Consider the following 15,206-nt stretch of genomic DNA (forward strand, 5'->3'; position numbering starts at 1 on the left):
ACTACATCTGGTCTTCGGCGTAGATGGCTGCACTGATGATTGCGCCACCCCACCGGCGGCGGCCTGCGCAGAGCGAAACTGGGTTACCGGACGCCGTGGTGTTCTTGGCGCTGCCAAAAGCGTAGCCCGGCGTGTTCTCGGGCGCGGCGCTGGTTTTGAGGCCTGAGGCTTGTGGACTCAGCATTTGGATAACGCCGCCGGCGACAAGGCCAATACCGGCGCCAATGAGCGGAGTGCCGAACGGCGTGGCTGAAAAAATGACACCGACGACGATAAGGATCGCGCCGACGATCGTTTGAAGGACTCCCCCCCGCTTGCTGCCCACCACCACTGGCGCAATGCGAATATCACCGGCACCGCTGTAGGTCAGTTCCTTCTCGAAGATGTTGGGCTTATCGCGAAAAACTGCGAATTCAAGCCCTCGCGACTTGGCGTTCGACAGGAAGCGCTCGAAGCCAGGGATCTGGACGCAAAGCGCCTTGATGGCCTCGGCCGGTGACTTCACCGCAAGCCTGAAGGTTTTCCCGAACTGGCGGAGTTGCCCATACAGGCGAATCGTTGTCATCGGTTGGTAGTTGATCGCTGAAGCCTGCATCATTTTCTCCGAGCATGAAAAAGCCGCCCGGAGGCGGCTTTATGATTTTCGTTTTTTAGTTGTAGTCGACGTAGGGACCAATGTAAAAGCCGGCCATGTCGCCGCTGATGCGGTATAGGCTTTCTTTGCCGGGCTGCACCATGGCTGCGATGGTGCGAATTGCAGCGCCTGCGCACAGACCTGATCCGGCAAGGCCGGCTCCGAGGCTTGGTGAGCCTGGCGGAAGATAAAAGGTCGCCCGCTGACCGGTGCCAATTTTCGCAGCCTTGCGCCCGTCTACATAGACGACGATATCGCAGCCTGAACCAACAGCGCCGGAGTCACGCACAACCGTGACCTTCCCGCTTTCACCGGCCGGCTTTGTCTGGAAGGCATAGACCTCATCCGAAGGCACCGGCTTCGCATCCCTCACTGAAATCGCAGACGAGGCACACCCCGCCAGCATCGCCACCGCTGCCGCCGCTATCAAAATCCGCATGATCACCCCTAAATATTTGACCCGCTGAAAGTGAAAAACTTAAACGATATCCTCTCGCCACCCTGATCTCTAATTTCATAGCGGATTCTGTCGAGGCCATCATCTACACGAGACGCCTCAAGATGCATGAACTGGGTCAGTCCACCTCCAAACCCGCTCAAATCAAGAGCGCTGACATCATGAAAAATTAGTGTCACCGCATCCAAATCTGACGCATTGGCAGAAAGCACCAAAACCAAATCGTATTTGAAATCGTCGAATTTGATGTTGATCGACATAACACAATCATGCTCGCATAGCAGTTCGTTTAACTGATCAAGCCTGCCCATGTGTCAACCTATCCGGGATAAATTTCAGCGCCACATCCATATCGGTCCCTCTTTGGTTTAGCGGGATGGCAACAACGACGGTTTGAAGCAAAAAAGCTCCACATACTGACTTCTGTCGATCATTGCCCGCTGGTAATAGCTAACGGATTTCACGAAGTTGCTCGACGAGCCATGCGGCACCACCAGGCGCTGATACGTCTTCGTAAAAAGTAGTGCACTCGAAGAAGTGAAGATTCACAGCATTCAAAACATCGCGTAGCGCTTGGAGCATTGCGTCGATTCGTTGCCTACTGATTCGCTCAAGTGGATGTGTATCGCTATTGAGATAGTCCCTGTCCTGGTGAGCGATACGCTTATTTCGATGCTTTCGGGCGAACTCAGCAGCCTGGAATGCAGCCTCACTCAACTCAAGCAATCGAGTACTCAAGGTTACATCCGAAACAAGTCCTGGGAGCGCTCGCACGGAGAGGTTTTTCCCAACCACTTTTCCTCGTGTTTCGGCCGCATCTGTAAGCCTGGATATCCCCAATAAAACGCTATCCCATAACTCGCCCTGCACAACTCGGAAAAAGAATCCAGCGCGACGATTCAGCACACTCACAGTGTCTTCGCTATCGCCATATAACTGCGTGTATTGCTGCCACACAATATGAAGGTTCAGCACTTTTTGGTTGAGGTGCCAGAAGCAAATGCCTAGATCCTCTCCCATCGCTGCAATGAAGCGTTCCCTAAGCTCATCGTTGCTAAACCTAGTCACGTTACGACTCCGTCACAAATTATAGGCGTCAGCATATCAGACCCTGTGCACCCATCCAGCGTGGATGGAATGCCAGTAGCGGGATTTCATTCAGGCGTAGTAGCTTTTTGATGGCTGCTATTTTCGGGCGGCGTAACCTCAAATGGCTTTAAGGACAAAAAGATGTTCGATGATGATGCGGAAGACACTCGCGCACGCGCAGAGCAAGGCAAGAAGAATGAACAGTTCAGAGACCTTTTCATGGGCGTAAAAATGGAAATCGCGGACGATGCCAAGTCCGGATCGCTCAATACCATCGTCAGAATTGGCACTTCGGACGTAGAGTTTGTGGAGGTTTTGACCGAAAGGCTGGAGGACGAGGGCCGTAAAGTCCGATTCGAAGAAGATTCCCGCAAGCTTTATATCGACTCAAGCGAGGCTGGCGAGGAATAGGATTCGTCCCAGTCCTTCGCCTGTAAGCCCAAGGACTGGGGTTGCGCCAATATCGGCGCGTTTATGACCTGGAGGTCGATGTGAGTGAACAGTACGGCTATCTCGCTGGCCCTAGCGATGCAATGAAGCAGGAAATTGGTCAGGTTGTGATAAACCATGCCTTATGCGATCAAGGGCTATACGGTCTTTTCGCAGCGATTTCCGGATTGAAAGAAAGTCAGTCCGTTGTAATTACTCGATCCTTGAAGCTCAAAGCCGGGGCGTTGCTTGATTTGCTCATTGCGTTTCGTAGGTCGAACGAATCACTGATTTACCCAGCCCTCCTTTCGCGTATTGATTCATGTGTTGCTGACTACCGAAAGCTCTCAAGCGCTCGAAACGTCGTTGCTCACTGGCATTGGGGCTTATCACCGGAAGGTGAAGAGTCTGCAACAGCCACCAACTTCTTGAGCATGAACCACGGAAACGCTACCGGGACACAGCTATTCACCATTCAAGCGCTCAAATCAATTTCGCTTGGCCTGCTTCACGTCAACACTCTGATGATGACAATTGCAACACTATCAGCTCCTGACGTTCCTAGTTTTGTGAAGGACAAGGCGCTTGAATCGTTTGATGACACGCATGCACGGGTGAGGGAAGCTCTGCTTTGCGTACCAGATCTGCCGGATGAAGAGCTGACATGATCCTGTAAATGTCGTCCAGCATGAAGGTCGTTATATTTTGGTCGTACAAGCTATAGACGTACTCCATAGCCGCATCCTTCATCGCTTCGGTGACTATTACGCAACGCAAATGCTCTGCAGGTCGGCCTGCGTATCTTGCAAGGTTTGCGAGACTCTCACTTTCGAGCCAATCTGATAGATCGCCCATGCTCGCCTCCCACGGCCACGCCGCGTCATGTTGGTTGTCTTGCGTCTTTGTGCCTGAGGATCAGGCGCGCTCTGTCATGCCAGGGGCCGCCGTAGACGATGATCTCGGACGGCCTGCCGTAAAGGTGGTGCAGCAGGAACGGACCCAGACCGAACGCACCTGAATCCTCACCAGGCAGCGACGGATCGGTGCCAAGGTATATGCCAGCGTGGTTCGGGTGAGCTGTCCGGCCAACCTGCATGACGATCATGTCGCCGCGTTGCGGTCGATCGACGCGCACAAAGCCGGCTGCTTCGTAGTGCTTCTCGTACAGGCTTACGTTCTCTGCACTCTCCCACCAGCCATCGATGCGCTGGAAGGCCTGGAACTCAATCCCCCACGCCCGCTGATACCAATCAGCGCAAACCTGCCAGCAGTCCCAGGCGCCGTGTACGAACGGGCGCTTGAGCAGCGGCGTGCTGCCCGTGGGCGTGATCGACCTTATGTCGCCCTCGGGCCAACTCAGAATGTGCCAGGGCAAGGCGGTGGCCTCGCACATGGCCAAGTCATGCGGTGACGGCCTACTGGTGGCATCCGGGTGTGAGTGAACGATGCCGATCACTTCGCCCAAGTCTTCCGCCGCGGCGTAGTCCTCAGGGTCGAGCCTGAACTCTTCGTTTGGCTCCGTGGAGATGTTCGTGCACGGGAAGTACTTCTGCGCACGCCCAACGGCCAACAGCACGCCGCAGCACTCGTGCGGATACTCCGCCGCCGCATGCGCCTGGATCGCCGCTATGATGTGCTTGCGCATGGTCAGCTCCGGGCAATAAGGGACACGGCGGGGAATCCGCCGAAGGAAAGTTCGTTGCTCTCGCCGAAGCGCAACTTGCAGGACGACAAACAACCCTTGCACTGATCCTTGGCCGGATCAGCTGTCGGATTGTCCTCGTCATCGAACATCGCCGCGCCGGTGTAGCCGCAATCTGGCCCACGGTAGCCATTGGTCATCGCCCAGTGGCAGAACGTTGTCATCTGCCGGCCGGGCAGCCCGTGGTTATCGATCTCGCCCGGGGAAGACAGCTCCCAGACTACCGCCTCGCCGTCTTCGCTGGTTTTCTGGTCGATGTACCAGATCTCCAGCGCCTCCTGAGTCGGGTCTGCGGTTGGGTTGCCGTCCGGGAAGTTGGCCGCGTCCAGGTACTGGGCCAGGGTCTCGCGGACCGTCAGCTTGAACTTGAGCATGTCCTCGAAGGCCAGGCACAGCGCCGTGACGCGCCCATTGACGTTGCCGGCGGCGAAGGTTGGCCTGGTCGCCGTGCCGTCACTGCCCGAGGCAATGCCCTCGATCTGCACGGGCCAGGCTGCGTACTCGGCGCCCTGCCAACAAATCGACTTAGCGGGCAGATCCTGGTCCGAATGCTCATAAGCCAGCAGCTCTTCGGCCGTATGCGGAATTGCGTGCCCGTGGAAACGCAGGTAATCCGCGCCGTACTCCGTCCCGTCAATTTCGAACAGGCGAATCTCGGCGCCGGGCTCCAGTTTCTGGATGTCCGTGATCAGTGCCATGGGTGGTTATCTCAGGGGTGGAAGGTTTGTTCGAAGGTTGCGGTGATTGCGTAGACCGAGCCGCCGCGGTGGACTGGCTTATAGCCGTTGCACTTGTAGAGGCCCAGATCGCCCAGGGGGGGCTCCCAGAGGAATCCCTTTGCCCCCTTGTGCCGATCGATGAAGTCCATGATGTCTTTGATCCGATCCTTCATGCCGGTGAAGGTAACCGGCCAGGACTGGGATTTGTTGTTGATCCCGTCCTCGATTGACTGCGCATAGCCGTCGGCAAACTGCTTGGTGCGCACGCGCTGTTTGATCTCACCCTCCGCGCCCTTCTCCGTCGCCCAGGTAAATCGTTCGATTGCCATAAATCATCCTTTTACGTTTCGGCTGCTCACGCCGCCTTGGCGCCACGACTTGGCGATTTCTTCCCTAGCAACAGTCCGCATCCGCTCCTGCATGTTTCGCTGGAACAGCTCTGTATCAAGCTCGTCGCCCTCCGACTTGCCCGACTCTTCGTCCGTCATGACCATGATCGGCATGGTGAGGCTCACCGAGGTCCCTCCGCCGCTACCGCGACCAGTCATCGCAGCCATTGCAGGCCCACCGCCAGCAGTAAGCGGCGTCACGCTACCGCCGTTTGCACCGGTCATCAGGTAGGACTTCCCACCCTCGTTATAGAGTTCGGGGCCAAGCTCGTTCACCTGATACAGAGAGTTTGGATCGACCGGTCCGCCAGCAGCTCTGTAGCCAGAGAAGTCGACACCGGTATACCCAGCCTGGGTGGAGCCAGCAGAAGTCGTAGTTGAGCCACTTCCGGTAAAGTAGCTGGCTGTTGCACCCACCAAGCTACTCAACAGCGCCGAGCTGGCCTGGCGTGTTGCAATGCGAGCCATGTCAGCGAGAATCGACTTGGTGAAGTCCGCGAACGAGAGTTTCCCGGTCATGGCGAAATTGACGATCGCGTCTTCCATCGAGCTGAAGGCGTTGGTGAACAGGCTCTTGGTCTGCCCGGCAATGTCCCGCGCCGAATCCAGGTAGTTGGCCCAGGCCGATGTAGCCCCCTTCGTCCAATCACCCTGCGCCGCTTCGACGTCGGCATAGTTCTGCCGGATCTGGTCGGTGGCGGCCTTGTTTGCATCTGCGAGGGCTTGCGACTTCTGCTTGAACTCCTCCGGGCCCATGTTTCTGGATGGGTCGGAACGCTGGTTTTCCAGCTCCAGGGACTGCTGAGCAAACCGGTCTTGCTGGCTGTTCAGCTCGCCGGACAGTGCATTCTGCCGATCACCCTGGCCCACGCCGATGACGGCGCGCTGACCTGCAAGCGCCAAAGCCTTCTGCTGCTGCCCAAGGGCTGCAACGTACTGGCTGACGGCGTACGTTTGCTTGTCGAGGCGACCTTTCTCGGCTGTGGCCAGCACTTCCTGCTCGCTGTCGGCATCCTTCTGCGCCTTGACCATGGCCGCGCGCGCATCTGCGATCTTCTGGTCCAGCTGGATACGTTGCGCAGCCGACGTGCCGGCCTTCCCTTTCGCAGCCTCGAGCGCTGCGATCTCGGCGTCATACGCCGCCGAAACCTCGTCGCGCTCGTTGCCAATCATGGCCTGGCGCTTCAGCAGGTAATCGGCCTGAGAGACCAGGCCAGCCTTCTGCGCGGCGTCCAGTTCCTTCTGGGCATTCTTGTACTCGGCCAGGATGCCGGTGAGCGTGTTCTTTGAGTCGTTGAACGCAGTCAGGTCTATTGCACTAGCGGCAGACTTTGGGTCCTTCTTCTGCTCGTCGATCGCCTTGCGCAACTGGTCGTATGCGCCGCCGAAAAACTTCTTCCCGTCAAACTGAACGCCATCCAGCAGCGCCGACTTCTGGCCAGTCTTTTCGGCGTCCTGATAAAGCGTGGTGAACTGGTCGTCGAGCTTTTTGTATGCCTCCTGCCGCTTAGCGAGAGGGTTCAAATTCTCCATTTGCTTGTCCAGTTCCTTCTGGACCGCAATCAGCTCTCTGTTCGCGTGAGTGTTCTCGCCTGTCGTTGCAGTCAGTCCTTCGCTGGCAGACTGCCGAGCTTTGAGCGCAGCGAGCTTGGCCTCCAATGCCGGCGTCGAGTCGTCATTCTCGCCGTCACCCAAACCCAAGAAGGAGTTGAGCGAACTGAGCCCGTTGGAAACAGCTCCCGCAACACCGCCACCTTTGCGCGTGTCCAGCACCCGCTGGGTGATCTCGATTTGCTTGGCAAGATCAGGAAAGACTTCCGACCGAATCGCCGAATAAGCCCCCTTGATAGCGACCTTGATGTCATCCCAGTCGCGTTCAATATCAGACAACGATGCCCGGTAGGTTTTCAGCCGCTCCTGAGCCGACTGGTTCAGATTCTCGCTTAACACATCCAAGGCGCGTTGATGATCACCTTGCTCATCGATCGCCTTGATCACCTGGTACTGCTCAAGCGTCAGCAGGCCGTACTGATCACTGATCTTTGAGGCGGCCTCTGTAGCGGTGTCGCCAGCGTTCGCCAACGACTTGGCAATATCACCTGCTCCTTTACCGGTGACCTCACCAATCGCAGCGGCAGCCTGTGCCAGATTCTGCATCTGAACACCGCTGGTAGCGGCTCCAGAAGCCAGGGCGATCACGGCTTCGCGAGCGCCTGACAAATTGCCAGTCAGCATGCCAGCCGATTCGCTCATAGCCTTTAGGCTAGATATCGTCTGACCTGCGTCATTTGATCCGCCATTGATTGCGCTATTGAATTCCCGGGCCTGCTTCATTGCGTCGAAGAACGCGTAGCCCAGTCCGGCAATCACTCCGGCAAGCGCGCCAGCAGGCAGTAGCAATGCTGCCATGCTTTTCGCAGAAGCCCCCGCCCCAGCCCCCAGTTGTGCAATTGCTCTGGCCCCACTTCCCCAGTCGCCCGAGGAAAGCGCATTACTGAGCTGCATTACGTTTTCCTGAGCCTGACGAGAGCCAAGCTTCAGTTTGTCGAAAGCAGTTTCAGTTGCGGTCAGTGCAGCGCGATCACTCCCAATCTTCGATAGCGCCTCGTTGTAACGGTTGGCATCAACCACACCGGCTTTGTGAGCGGCCTCCAGGGCCTTCTCCTGCGCCTCGAGCTTGGCGAGCTTTGCCGTTACTGGATCAATGCTGTTGACGGTGCGCTTCAGAGCCTCAATTTGGCGATTCTCAGCCTCGATCAGTCGTTGCTTCTGTGCCGCCTCTTTAACTTCCGCCTTTTCGATCTTGTCGTAGGCCTTGCCCAGTTGATCCTGGTAGCGGGTCTGCTCCTCAATCGTGACCAGGCCGCCCTTGCGTGCGCGCTCCAGCAGCCCTTCGGCCTGAATCAGTTGCTGGATGCTGTCGAGGCTACCCGTCATCGCCTTGTCGAGCTGGCTGATAACAGCTATTTCGCTGGTGGCGCTTTCGGTAGCTTTCCGCCGGGCGCCGGCCTGCCGCTCCCGCGCGCCGGTGGACTTGTCGATCCCCTGAGCGGCCTCTGTTTCGGCCTGAACAATCTTCTTGCCAGTGCTGGCCAATCCATCGCCGGCCTTGCCCAGATCATCTACAGCCTTCTCCGCGCCCTCGGCAGCGACTACCAGCTTTCCCAGATCTTCGGCCGCTTTCACGGCTTCCGACGACTCAACTGCAATGCCAAGCGATGCGAAGTTGGTGCTCATTTGTTGTCTCTCTGTTCCGCCATCACCTGCAGGGCCTCAGCTTCCATGTGCCGGATATCGCTGAAGATGCTTTGCCGTTCGCTGGCGGGCACACCACACATTCGAATGACGCTCGGAAGGACGGCATAGTCCAAACCGGTAGCGCCGCACGCACCCACGCGCCACTGGGTGCTCATTGCTTCGAAGACGGTGAAGGCCGGCCAGCTATCTGGCCAGACCTCACAGTCCTGTCCGGAGAGATCGCCGACCAAGAAGCCAAAGGTCTTCAGCTCTTCAGCCGAAGGGCCTTGCGCGTAGAGCGCGCGTGCGGCGCTTAGGAGTTTCCCAGGCGGGCCTGGTTGAACGCCTCGGAGTAGGCTCCCAACACAGCGCTGGGTACCGAGACAATGGAGCTGACGAGGATGCGGATATTCTCGTCGTTCAACTCCTCCTCAAACTCCCAGCCGGCCACCACCGCCTTGACCTGGTCCACCTGCAGATCGATCTGGGCCGCGGTAAACGACTTGAGGTCCATCTCCTCGACCTTCAAGCCAAGCGCCTTGTGGCGCTCCCCCCATTCGGCATACAGATCGGCAAGCGCGGTTCGGTCCAGGTACTTGAACTCGAACCCGACCTGCACTGGATCACCGGCCACCTGAGGAACCATTACGGTGGTGTGAAAGGTCGGCTTCTGGATCAGCGTGAACTTGGCCATGGGTTAGATCACCGCAGTCAGGTAGCGAGTGGGCTCGGACTGCAACGCCAGGCTCACAGTACGAGTGAGCAGGTTGTTGCGGGAAACGGCCGGCTGCTTGGAGAACGAGGTGTATGCCCCGTAGAACAGCGTGTCGTTACCTGGAAGGTTCAAGCGAGCGGCTTCGACCTGCTTCCCGGCATCGGCCTTCATCAGCACACCGTTGAAAGGCTGTGCAGGATCATCAGCGATAGTCAGAACCATGCTGGCCGCCGACTTGTCGGTGGGGATCTGCTTGCCCTGGTCGTTCTCGAGGAACACCACATCCAGGTAGTTCTGCTCGCCGCCGGAGAAGGCCAGGTCAGTTACCTGCGGGATCTGTACCCAGGTCAGCACCTTCTTCAGGGTACCCGCGCCGTTGCCGGCCGGGAAGATCTGGGTATCGATGGTGTCGATACCTTCCAAGGTGATGGCGGTCGCTGTCGCTGCCTTCACGCGCACGACCTTGTTATCCAACTTGCTCCAGCCGGAGGTGATCAGCACGATGTCACCGGCATCGAGATCAGCACCGACGACCGTGGCCACCGCCTCTGCGGCGTTGGAGATGGCGGTAAACGGCAGCGCAACCTCATAGGTGGCTGCGTGCTGGAAGGTGCCGCCGTTAGGAATTCGGTATCCCATTGGGTGTTTCCTCTCTTCAGAAATAACAAAACCCGCTCAATGGCGGGTCTGTGGGGTTGCCCGATGGGCGGAATCAGTTGGTGTCGGCGCGGTACTGGAACGACGCGGCGACTGTGTAGCTGCTGTCGTCCGGAATGCCTGGGCCTGGTTCGACCGGGGTCATGGTCACCACTTCGAAGCTGGCTCGCTGTAGCCGCAGGTAAATCGGGTACAACGCAGCGAGCTCTTCAGCGATTGACTCAGCAGCGCCGGCGCCGGAACCCGAAGGCGTCACGACGCTAACCTGGAACACGCCCGTGAACGCTCTGTGATCACCGCTGAGGGTGTTGCTGTCGGTGCCGGCCGGGATAGCAAAGGCCCGCAAGTAGGTTTCACCGTCCGCAGGCGTGAACTCGACGTTCTCATAGGCAATTCGCAGCGGTTTAAGCCGTGCCGAAGCCCAGTCCCTCAGGCGTTTCTCGTACAGCTGCCGGATGATCAAGTGGCTCATATTTGGTTGTTCCTGATGGCTTCGGCGACGATTTGCTGAAAGCGGGCCAGTGTCACTCGCACCATGCCGCCGGGCGCCTGCCTGGAGTGGCCGTACTCGAGCGGAATGCCGTACGGCAGGTTGTTGACTATGTAGGCCGTCTGCCCCGCCGTCAGTGACTGCACCTGCGTCCGAAGCACCGCGATTGTCACACCGCCCGACGGGTCAATCTGATCCAACACGCCGTCGGCCGGGATATCGATCGAGAACTGCCAGTTACCCCGGAAACGCCCGCCAACGTAATCCTTGCCCGCGACCAGACCGTTCACATTGAAGTTTTGGTCTCGCTCGGTCTTGGTCAGGGGTTTGGCGTACTTCACACCGCGTCGCAGCTTGCCCGACTTGGTGAAGTTGCCTTCGTCCAGATTGATCAGCGTGTTGCGGACGGCCACTTTGAAGTCGTATTCGTCAGCTGCACGTGTATTGCTCGCTCGATGCGCCACGTTAGCTGCCCAGATCTCCGGATTGCCCACTGGCGACATGCGAATCACGCTGCTGCCGATCTCGATCACGACTTCACGGATGGTGGCGTCTATACCTGCCTGGGCCTGCTCAGCGAACTGGCGGATGTTTTCGGCGAAGCTGCCGTTCATACCCGCGTACCGACTGCTCATGATCGGACCTGCAGTTCGTACAGGATCGGCGTACCGGCGGGGTTGATTTCTTTCAGCGGGGGAATGATCGTCCAGGTTTTCCCCTGGGCCACCACTTTACTGAGCAGGCTGGGAGCCGGGCCCAAACCGGCGGCCGCGATCTTCAGTTTTTTGTCGCCGACCTTGATCAGCGAGTTGGTTTGGAACTCTTGCCCGGTGAAGTCCAGCAGGATGCCTTGGGCTATGCGCTCAACCACTGAGTCAGGTGAGGTCGTGCTGGTATCCGGGTCGTACTCACCCTTGATGACGTCGCGGATGGTCACGGCCTGGCCGAACTCGGAGATCATCTCAAGAGCAACCGCAGCCATCTCAAAGTAGAATGACACTTTAAGCCCCTCGGCAGGAATGAAAATGGATAATGCTGACATTGCTGAACGTCTTCGACTGGGAGGAGACGTTGTTGAACTCGCTACAGCAACGTTCTCTGCCGAAAAGCTAATTGTGAAATTAAGACTTCGGAAGGAGCTAGTTACTCTCCTTGAAAGCACATGTGCACAGAATTATCTGGAGCAAATATGCAACGACTTTGTTCATCGCTCCCAACCTTTTGATCACACCAAATTTAATGCGCTATGCAACTCAATAGCTCAAAGCACAGACGAAATGCTTTATGACGTATTCGGACAATATCTAGTGGATCACGCCCAAAGGTACTGATTAGGAGCGTATGGCAAACAGCCCACGCCGCAGCAAGTAATCAGCAAACTGCGTAGCACTTGGCCGGTCCGGCGCCGCAGGCAAGAGCCTGTTGCTGGTGGACGGGATCGCCGCATACTGCCGCGTCACCGCTCCCTCAACACGATCCAGCAGCACCGCACCCTTGCGCTTCTCCACCGGATCAATGTCGTCCTGATGGATCTCGGCGGCCAGGGCCATCTGGCCGTATTGAATCCGCGCTGGCAGGTAGTTGTTTGGCTTGATCTCCTGATCCAACAGCACTTCCCGGCGGGGCCAGGACAGGGCCTGCTCACTGTTGGTCTTGCGCCCCTTCCAGGTCATGCCATCCATCGCCAAGGCGGCTCGGCGAAGCAATGCTTCCTGTGCAGGTATCTCAGCGGGAATGGCAACGCCGAACTTCACGGCATACATGGCCAGATCCGCGGCACTCGCATAGCTTTCTGCCTCAGGCTTGCCGGTGCCGTCCTCGATGATGAGTGTCATGCGTCAACTCGCTGGAATGGTTTGAAGATTGGCCGCCGGATCACCAGCAGCCATCAGTATCACGCCCCGGGCAGATCAGCGACGAGCTTCTCCAAGGATTCTTTTGAGGCATTGGCACGGTACTGAACCTTCGCCTCGTCAAGCTTCGCTTTCAGCGCGGCAATTTCACTTGCGTCATCAGCCAGCGGAGCAGCGGCCTTCTTCAACGCTTCGACCTCACCGCGCAGTGCATCGACGGTCGAGAGCAGCCCATCGCGCTCGGTGGTCAGTTCGCCAACCGAAGCATGGATGGTGCCGAGCACATCAAACAAGCGCAACGCCAGCTCGCCAGACTCGGGTCGATGAATCTCGCCAGCGCCCAGGCCGTCAACCAAGATCTGGATCGATCCATGTTCATCACGCAAAAGCGCGATGACTTGTTCCAGATCGGCCTGATTGGCGGCGCCAGTAATCTGCACCCGCTTAGCCTCCTTCACCGACACGTCGATGCCGAGCGCTCCATACGCGTCGACCACGCTCGGCCAATCGCCAATCACCAGCACACTGGTCACACCCGCTTCGGGTTTATCGAAGTGTTCTGGGTTGCGGTAACGCTTCTCCGGGTCGAAGCCGTCAAGCTGGTTGCTGTAAGTCAGTTCCATAGGGTTCTCCAAGGCGGCCATAACTGGCCGCGCGCTGAGTTGAGGCTTAACCACCAGAGGCAGGAGGCGTTGCAGTCAGCTTGATCATCACGCCGGCGGTGACCTTGTTGCTGCCAGCGTGCTTGACCCAGTTGGCTGCAGAACCAACTGCAGCCAGGGTCGGGTTGGAGCCGCCAGTGGTGGCTTTCCAGCTGTAACCCAGCACATCGATGTTCACAGTGCCTTCAGCGCGGTAGCCGATGCTCAGGTTTTCTTCGTCGTTCACGTCGTAGGAACGGAAGCCTGGGGCTTGTGACTCAGTGATAGTCACCGCATTTGGCAACAGGCCGAAGATCACGTCGGCCGGAGCCGTGTCGGTCACCAGTACCGGCTTGCCCAGAGTGCCAGGCAGGCCGCCGTAGATCACAACGCCCGCTTCTTCGTAGATCTTGTTGGTGATGGCTTCGTCGACGATGTCGAAGTAGGCACTGGAGTGCATGACCCACAGAGCGATCCGGCCGAATTTGTCGCCGAACTTACGCATGCCACGGGTCAGCGTCTTTTTGCCATCGGTTTCGATGTTGGCCGAAACCACCATTTCAGCGTTGGAGCCGATCGCGGCGCGCAAACCAGCAGTGGCGTACTGGATGAAGCCTTCCAGAGTCGCATCGGCCACATCCGCGCCAACGATCTGGGAGAACTCCTCGACCGGACGACCACGGCGCTTGAACGCCTCCTCGGTGGTCTGGTACGGGCCGTACTTCCAGGGAGCCTTGACGCCGACAGCTTCGCCGGCGCTGATCTTCTTCGCGGTTACCTTGCCGTCAGAGTTGACGTCGCGGTGCTCCAGCGAGCCATTGAGCTTGTACAAAGCACGCTTGCGGAAATCACCTTCGATCAGCTCGTTATCGAGCACCATCGCGCCATTGGAGGATGCGTTGAACACATCCAGGTTGTCCTGGACACGCTCCAGGTATGCGGTTTGCGCCTCATCGTTGTAGATGATCAGGTCGCTGTTTACGGTTGTAGCCATGGGTCAATCCCCTTACTTGGGCAATTGCAAATATGCGGTTTGGCCGTGCTTGCGCTGGAAGTCGCGCTTTTGCTCGGAGGTCATTTCGGAGCGCTTGAATGCAGCCTTGCCGCTACCCCCGCCCGGGGCAAATGTTCCTGAAGCCCTTGGCCACAGGTGGGGTGCGCTTTCGCGCAGAGATTCCGCCCATTCGAGCGGAGTCAAAGGGGTCTTGCCGTCTTTGCCGAGGATGACCTGGCCGGATTCATCAACAGCGACTGCATCGCCATCTTCGTTAAGGGTAAACACGCCTTTGGCGCGCAGGATGATGTCGTCGGTTGCCTCAGGCAGTGCACCGGCTTTCAGTGCGGCACCACGTACCGAGTCACCCAGGACCTTGCCCTGGAACTTGGCAGCAAAGGACTCAGCCTTCTCGGCGCGTTCGCTGATGGTCTTCAGCTGCTTGTCGTAATCACCACGCAGGCGCTCGGTGCGACGGTTGAAGACCTCATCCACCTTGCCCTCGGTCAGCAGCTTGGTTTCTTCGTCCTGGCCCGCGCGACTGAGCAGACCTTTCACGGCATCGATGTCGATGCCTTCAAACTGGGTTTCGAACTGGGTGAGCTTGCCGGTGGTTTCCTTCAGCTTGCCCAGCAGTTCCGAGTTCTTGGTTTTCAAGCCCGAAACGGATGCTTCAACGGCAGTCGCGATAGCGGCCTTGATTGCCGGGTTTTCCAGGTCGATTTCGTTTTCTTCTGCCACGTTGATGCACCCCTTGGGTTTGTTCGCCCGCTTTGCAGGCATAAAAAAACCCGCCGAAGCGGGTTTCTAATAATTGAGTTTTAAATGTCGTTCCAATCAAGAACAGTCAAACTTGGGTCAAACTCATGAAATTCATGGGTACGCGCTATAGTGCTCAAAATCGCAACCTTCGCTGCTTCAATAGCTGACTCCGACGAGTTTAGGTCATTCACAATGTTCACTTGACGCAGGACATTGTCATTCAAAAAATTGAAATTCAAAAAATGATCCAGAACCAGCAACAGATCTTGCTCTGGAATGAGCACTCCGCGCTGAATAGCATCTTCAAAAAAACGCTTTACCCCCTTCCTACCAGAAATCGCTGAAAATCCATGTGGGTCGCCAGTCATAGCGTCGACAAAATGCGCACATAACTCCTCTTTCTCATGATCCTGCAGCTTACTGAACATCGCCACTTAC

22 protein-coding genes are annotated in these 15,206 nt (G+C 57.4%); 3 read left to right on the forward strand and 19 right to left on the reverse strand.

What is annotated here, in order from left to right:
- Window position 1: 1 nt before the first annotated feature.
- The 4 genes from ACOZJV_RS29625 to ACOZJV_RS29640 form a co-directional block, all read right to left on the reverse strand.
- On the reverse strand, window positions 2-595 hold the full coding sequence (locus ACOZJV_RS29625) for a tail assembly protein (RefSeq protein ID WP_421549101.1): 594 nt from the start codon (window positions 593-595) through the stop codon (window positions 2-4).
- Between the two features lie 55 nt (window positions 596-650).
- The gene (locus ACOZJV_RS29630; RefSeq protein ID WP_421549102.1) at window positions 651-1,073 is read right to left on the reverse strand and encodes a hypothetical protein; all 423 of its coding nucleotides are present in this window, start codon (window positions 1,071-1,073) and stop codon (window positions 651-653) included.
- An 8-nt stretch (window positions 1,074-1,081) separates the two neighbouring features.
- Window positions 1,082-1,351, reverse strand: a complete 270-nt coding sequence (locus ACOZJV_RS29635; protein WP_421549103.1) for a hypothetical protein — start codon at window positions 1,349-1,351, stop codon at window positions 1,082-1,084.
- Between the two features lie 190 nt (window positions 1,352-1,541).
- Complete coding sequence (locus ACOZJV_RS29640) at window positions 1,542-2,159, reverse strand: hypothetical protein (protein ID WP_421549104.1); 618 nt, start codon at window positions 2,157-2,159, stop codon at window positions 1,542-1,544.
- A 162-nt stretch (window positions 2,160-2,321) separates the two neighbouring features.
- Here ACOZJV_RS29640 and ACOZJV_RS29645 point away from each other — a divergent pair, with 162 nt between their 5' ends.
- Both ACOZJV_RS29645 and ACOZJV_RS29650 read left to right on the forward strand, forming a co-directional pair.
- Window positions 2,322-2,591 carry a hypothetical protein gene (locus ACOZJV_RS29645; protein WP_421549105.1) on the forward strand — a complete coding sequence of 90 codons (270 nt, stop codon included), beginning with the start codon at window positions 2,322-2,324 and terminating at the stop codon, window positions 2,589-2,591.
- 80 nt (window positions 2,592-2,671) lie between these two features.
- Window positions 2,672-3,277: a hypothetical protein gene (locus ACOZJV_RS29650; RefSeq protein ID WP_421549106.1), complete on the forward strand. Its 606-nt coding sequence runs from the start codon at window positions 2,672-2,674 to the stop codon at window positions 3,275-3,277.
- A 212-nt stretch (window positions 3,278-3,489) separates the two neighbouring features.
- On the opposite strand, the gene ACOZJV_RS29655 is transcribed toward ACOZJV_RS29650, so the two are convergent.
- The 10 genes from ACOZJV_RS29655 to ACOZJV_RS29700 form a co-directional block, all read right to left on the reverse strand.
- Window positions 3,490-4,254, reverse strand: a complete 765-nt coding sequence (locus ACOZJV_RS29655) for a C40 family peptidase (RefSeq protein WP_421549107.1) — start codon at window positions 4,252-4,254, stop codon at window positions 3,490-3,492.
- A gap of 2 nt (window positions 4,255-4,256) precedes the next feature.
- Window positions 4,257-5,009 (reverse strand): phage minor tail protein L, encoded by a 753-nt coding sequence (locus ACOZJV_RS29660; protein ID WP_421549108.1) that lies wholly within the window; start codon window positions 5,007-5,009, stop codon window positions 4,257-4,259.
- Between the two features lie 11 nt (window positions 5,010-5,020).
- Window positions 5,021-5,359 carry a phage tail protein gene (locus ACOZJV_RS29665; protein ID WP_421549109.1) on the reverse strand — a complete coding sequence of 113 codons (339 nt, stop codon included), beginning with the start codon at window positions 5,357-5,359 and terminating at the stop codon, window positions 5,021-5,023.
- A gap of 3 nt (window positions 5,360-5,362) precedes the next feature.
- Window positions 5,363-8,656, reverse strand: a complete 3,294-nt coding sequence (locus ACOZJV_RS29670; RefSeq protein WP_421549110.1) for a phage tail tape measure protein — start codon at window positions 8,654-8,656, stop codon at window positions 5,363-5,365.
- Window positions 8,653-8,907: a DUF1799 domain-containing protein gene (locus tag ACOZJV_RS29675; protein ID WP_421549111.1), complete on the reverse strand. Its 255-nt coding sequence runs from the start codon at window positions 8,905-8,907 to the stop codon at window positions 8,653-8,655. Before ACOZJV_RS29675 ends, ACOZJV_RS29670 begins: the two co-directional genes overlap by 4 nt.
- Window positions 8,908-8,969: 62 nt before the next feature.
- Window positions 8,970-9,350, reverse strand: coding sequence for a phage tail assembly chaperone (locus tag ACOZJV_RS29680; RefSeq protein ID WP_421549112.1), 381 nt, complete (start codon window positions 9,348-9,350; stop codon window positions 8,970-8,972).
- A 3-nt stretch (window positions 9,351-9,353) separates the two neighbouring features.
- A complete protein-coding gene (locus ACOZJV_RS29685) occupies window positions 9,354-10,010 on the reverse strand; it encodes a phage tail protein (protein ID WP_421549113.1) in 657 nt (218 codons plus the stop codon).
- Window positions 10,011-10,083: 73 nt separating this feature from the next.
- A complete protein-coding gene (locus ACOZJV_RS29690; protein WP_421549114.1) occupies window positions 10,084-10,500 on the reverse strand; it encodes a phage tail terminator-like protein in 417 nt (138 codons plus the stop codon).
- Window positions 10,497-11,153 carry a hypothetical protein gene (locus ACOZJV_RS29695; RefSeq protein ID WP_421549115.1) on the reverse strand — a complete coding sequence of 219 codons (657 nt, stop codon included), beginning with the start codon at window positions 11,151-11,153 and terminating at the stop codon, window positions 10,497-10,499. Before ACOZJV_RS29695 ends, ACOZJV_RS29690 begins: the two co-directional genes overlap by 4 nt.
- A complete protein-coding gene (locus ACOZJV_RS29700; RefSeq protein ID WP_421549200.1) occupies window positions 11,150-11,518 on the reverse strand; it encodes a hypothetical protein in 369 nt (122 codons plus the stop codon). Before ACOZJV_RS29700 ends, ACOZJV_RS29695 begins: the two co-directional genes overlap by 4 nt.
- A 25-nt stretch (window positions 11,519-11,543) precedes the next feature.
- On the opposite strand from ACOZJV_RS29700, the gene ACOZJV_RS29705 reads away from it, so the two are divergent.
- On the forward strand, window positions 11,544-11,849 hold the full coding sequence (locus tag ACOZJV_RS29705; RefSeq protein ID WP_421549116.1) for a hypothetical protein: 306 nt from the start codon (window positions 11,544-11,546) through the stop codon (window positions 11,847-11,849).
- Here the strand turns inward: ACOZJV_RS29705 and ACOZJV_RS29710 are convergent, their stop codons facing one another.
- The 5 genes from ACOZJV_RS29710 to ACOZJV_RS29730 form a co-directional block, all read right to left on the reverse strand.
- Window positions 11,850-12,353, reverse strand: a complete 504-nt coding sequence (locus ACOZJV_RS29710; RefSeq protein WP_421549117.1) for a DnaT-like ssDNA-binding protein — start codon at window positions 12,351-12,353, stop codon at window positions 11,850-11,852.
- A gap of 59 nt (window positions 12,354-12,412) precedes the next feature.
- A complete protein-coding gene (locus ACOZJV_RS29715; protein WP_421549118.1) occupies window positions 12,413-12,994 on the reverse strand; it encodes a hypothetical protein in 582 nt (193 codons plus the stop codon).
- 46 nt (window positions 12,995-13,040) lie between these two features.
- Complete coding sequence (locus ACOZJV_RS29720) at window positions 13,041-14,006, reverse strand: major capsid protein (protein ID WP_201131099.1); 966 nt, start codon at window positions 14,004-14,006, stop codon at window positions 13,041-13,043.
- 12 nt (window positions 14,007-14,018) lie between these two features.
- Window positions 14,019-14,747 carry a hypothetical protein gene (locus ACOZJV_RS29725; protein ID WP_421549119.1) on the reverse strand — a complete coding sequence of 243 codons (729 nt, stop codon included), beginning with the start codon at window positions 14,745-14,747 and terminating at the stop codon, window positions 14,019-14,021.
- Between the two features lie 80 nt (window positions 14,748-14,827).
- Window positions 14,828-15,196: a hypothetical protein gene (locus tag ACOZJV_RS29730; RefSeq protein ID WP_421549120.1), complete on the reverse strand. Its 369-nt coding sequence runs from the start codon at window positions 15,194-15,196 to the stop codon at window positions 14,828-14,830.
- Between the last annotated feature and the right edge of the window lie 10 nt (window positions 15,197-15,206).

This window comes from Pseudomonas sp. QD4 (genome assembly GCF_049199125.1).
GTDB lineage: Bacteria > Pseudomonadota > Gammaproteobacteria > Pseudomonadales > Pseudomonadaceae > Aquipseudomonas.

Coding starts and splice junctions, on each gene's coding strand:
- ACOZJV_RS29625 (WP_421549101.1), bottom strand. CDS start 595: ATGCAGGCTTCAGCGATCAACTACCAACCGATGACAACGATTCGCCTG.
- ACOZJV_RS29630 (WP_421549102.1), bottom strand. CDS start 1,073: ATGCGGATTTTGATAGCGGCGGCAGCGGTGGCGATGCTGGCGGGGTGT.
- ACOZJV_RS29635 (WP_421549103.1), bottom strand. CDS start 1,351: ATGTCGATCAACATCAAATTCGACGATTTCAAATACGATTTGGTTTTG.
- ACOZJV_RS29645 (WP_421549105.1), top strand. CDS start 2,322: ATGTTCGATGATGATGCGGAAGACACTCGCGCACGCGCAGAGCAAGGC.
- ACOZJV_RS29655 (WP_421549107.1), bottom strand. CDS start 4,254: ATGCGCAAGCACATCATAGCGGCGATCCAGGCGCATGCGGCGGCGGAG.
- ACOZJV_RS29660 (WP_421549108.1), bottom strand. CDS start 5,009: ATGGCACTGATCACGGACATCCAGAAACTGGAGCCCGGCGCCGAGATT.
- ACOZJV_RS29665 (WP_421549109.1), bottom strand. CDS start 5,359: ATGGCAATCGAACGATTTACCTGGGCGACGGAGAAGGGCGCGGAGGGT.
- ACOZJV_RS29670 (WP_421549110.1), bottom strand. CDS start 8,656: ATGAGCACCAACTTCGCATCGCTTGGCATTGCAGTTGAGTCGTCGGAA.
- ACOZJV_RS29680 (WP_421549112.1), bottom strand. CDS start 9,350: ATGGCCAAGTTCACGCTGATCCAGAAGCCGACCTTTCACACCACCGTA.
- ACOZJV_RS29685 (WP_421549113.1), bottom strand. CDS start 10,010: ATGGGATACCGAATTCCTAACGGCGGCACCTTCCAGCACGCAGCCACC.
- ACOZJV_RS29690 (WP_421549114.1), bottom strand. CDS start 10,500: ATGAGCCACTTGATCATCCGGCAGCTGTACGAGAAACGCCTGAGGGAC.
- ACOZJV_RS29695 (WP_421549115.1), bottom strand. CDS start 11,153: ATGAGCAGTCGGTACGCGGGTATGAACGGCAGCTTCGCCGAAAACATC.
- ACOZJV_RS29705 (WP_421549116.1), top strand. CDS start 11,544: ATGGATAATGCTGACATTGCTGAACGTCTTCGACTGGGAGGAGACGTT.
- ACOZJV_RS29710 (WP_421549117.1), bottom strand. CDS start 12,353: ATGACACTCATCATCGAGGACGGCACCGGCAAGCCTGAGGCAGAAAGC.
- ACOZJV_RS29715 (WP_421549118.1), bottom strand. CDS start 12,994: ATGGAACTGACTTACAGCAACCAGCTTGACGGCTTCGACCCGGAGAAG.
- ACOZJV_RS29720 (WP_201131099.1), bottom strand. CDS start 14,006: ATGGCTACAACCGTAAACAGCGACCTGATCATCTACAACGATGAGGCG.
- ACOZJV_RS29730 (WP_421549120.1), bottom strand. CDS start 15,196: ATGTTCAGTAAGCTGCAGGATCATGAGAAAGAGGAGTTATGTGCGCAT.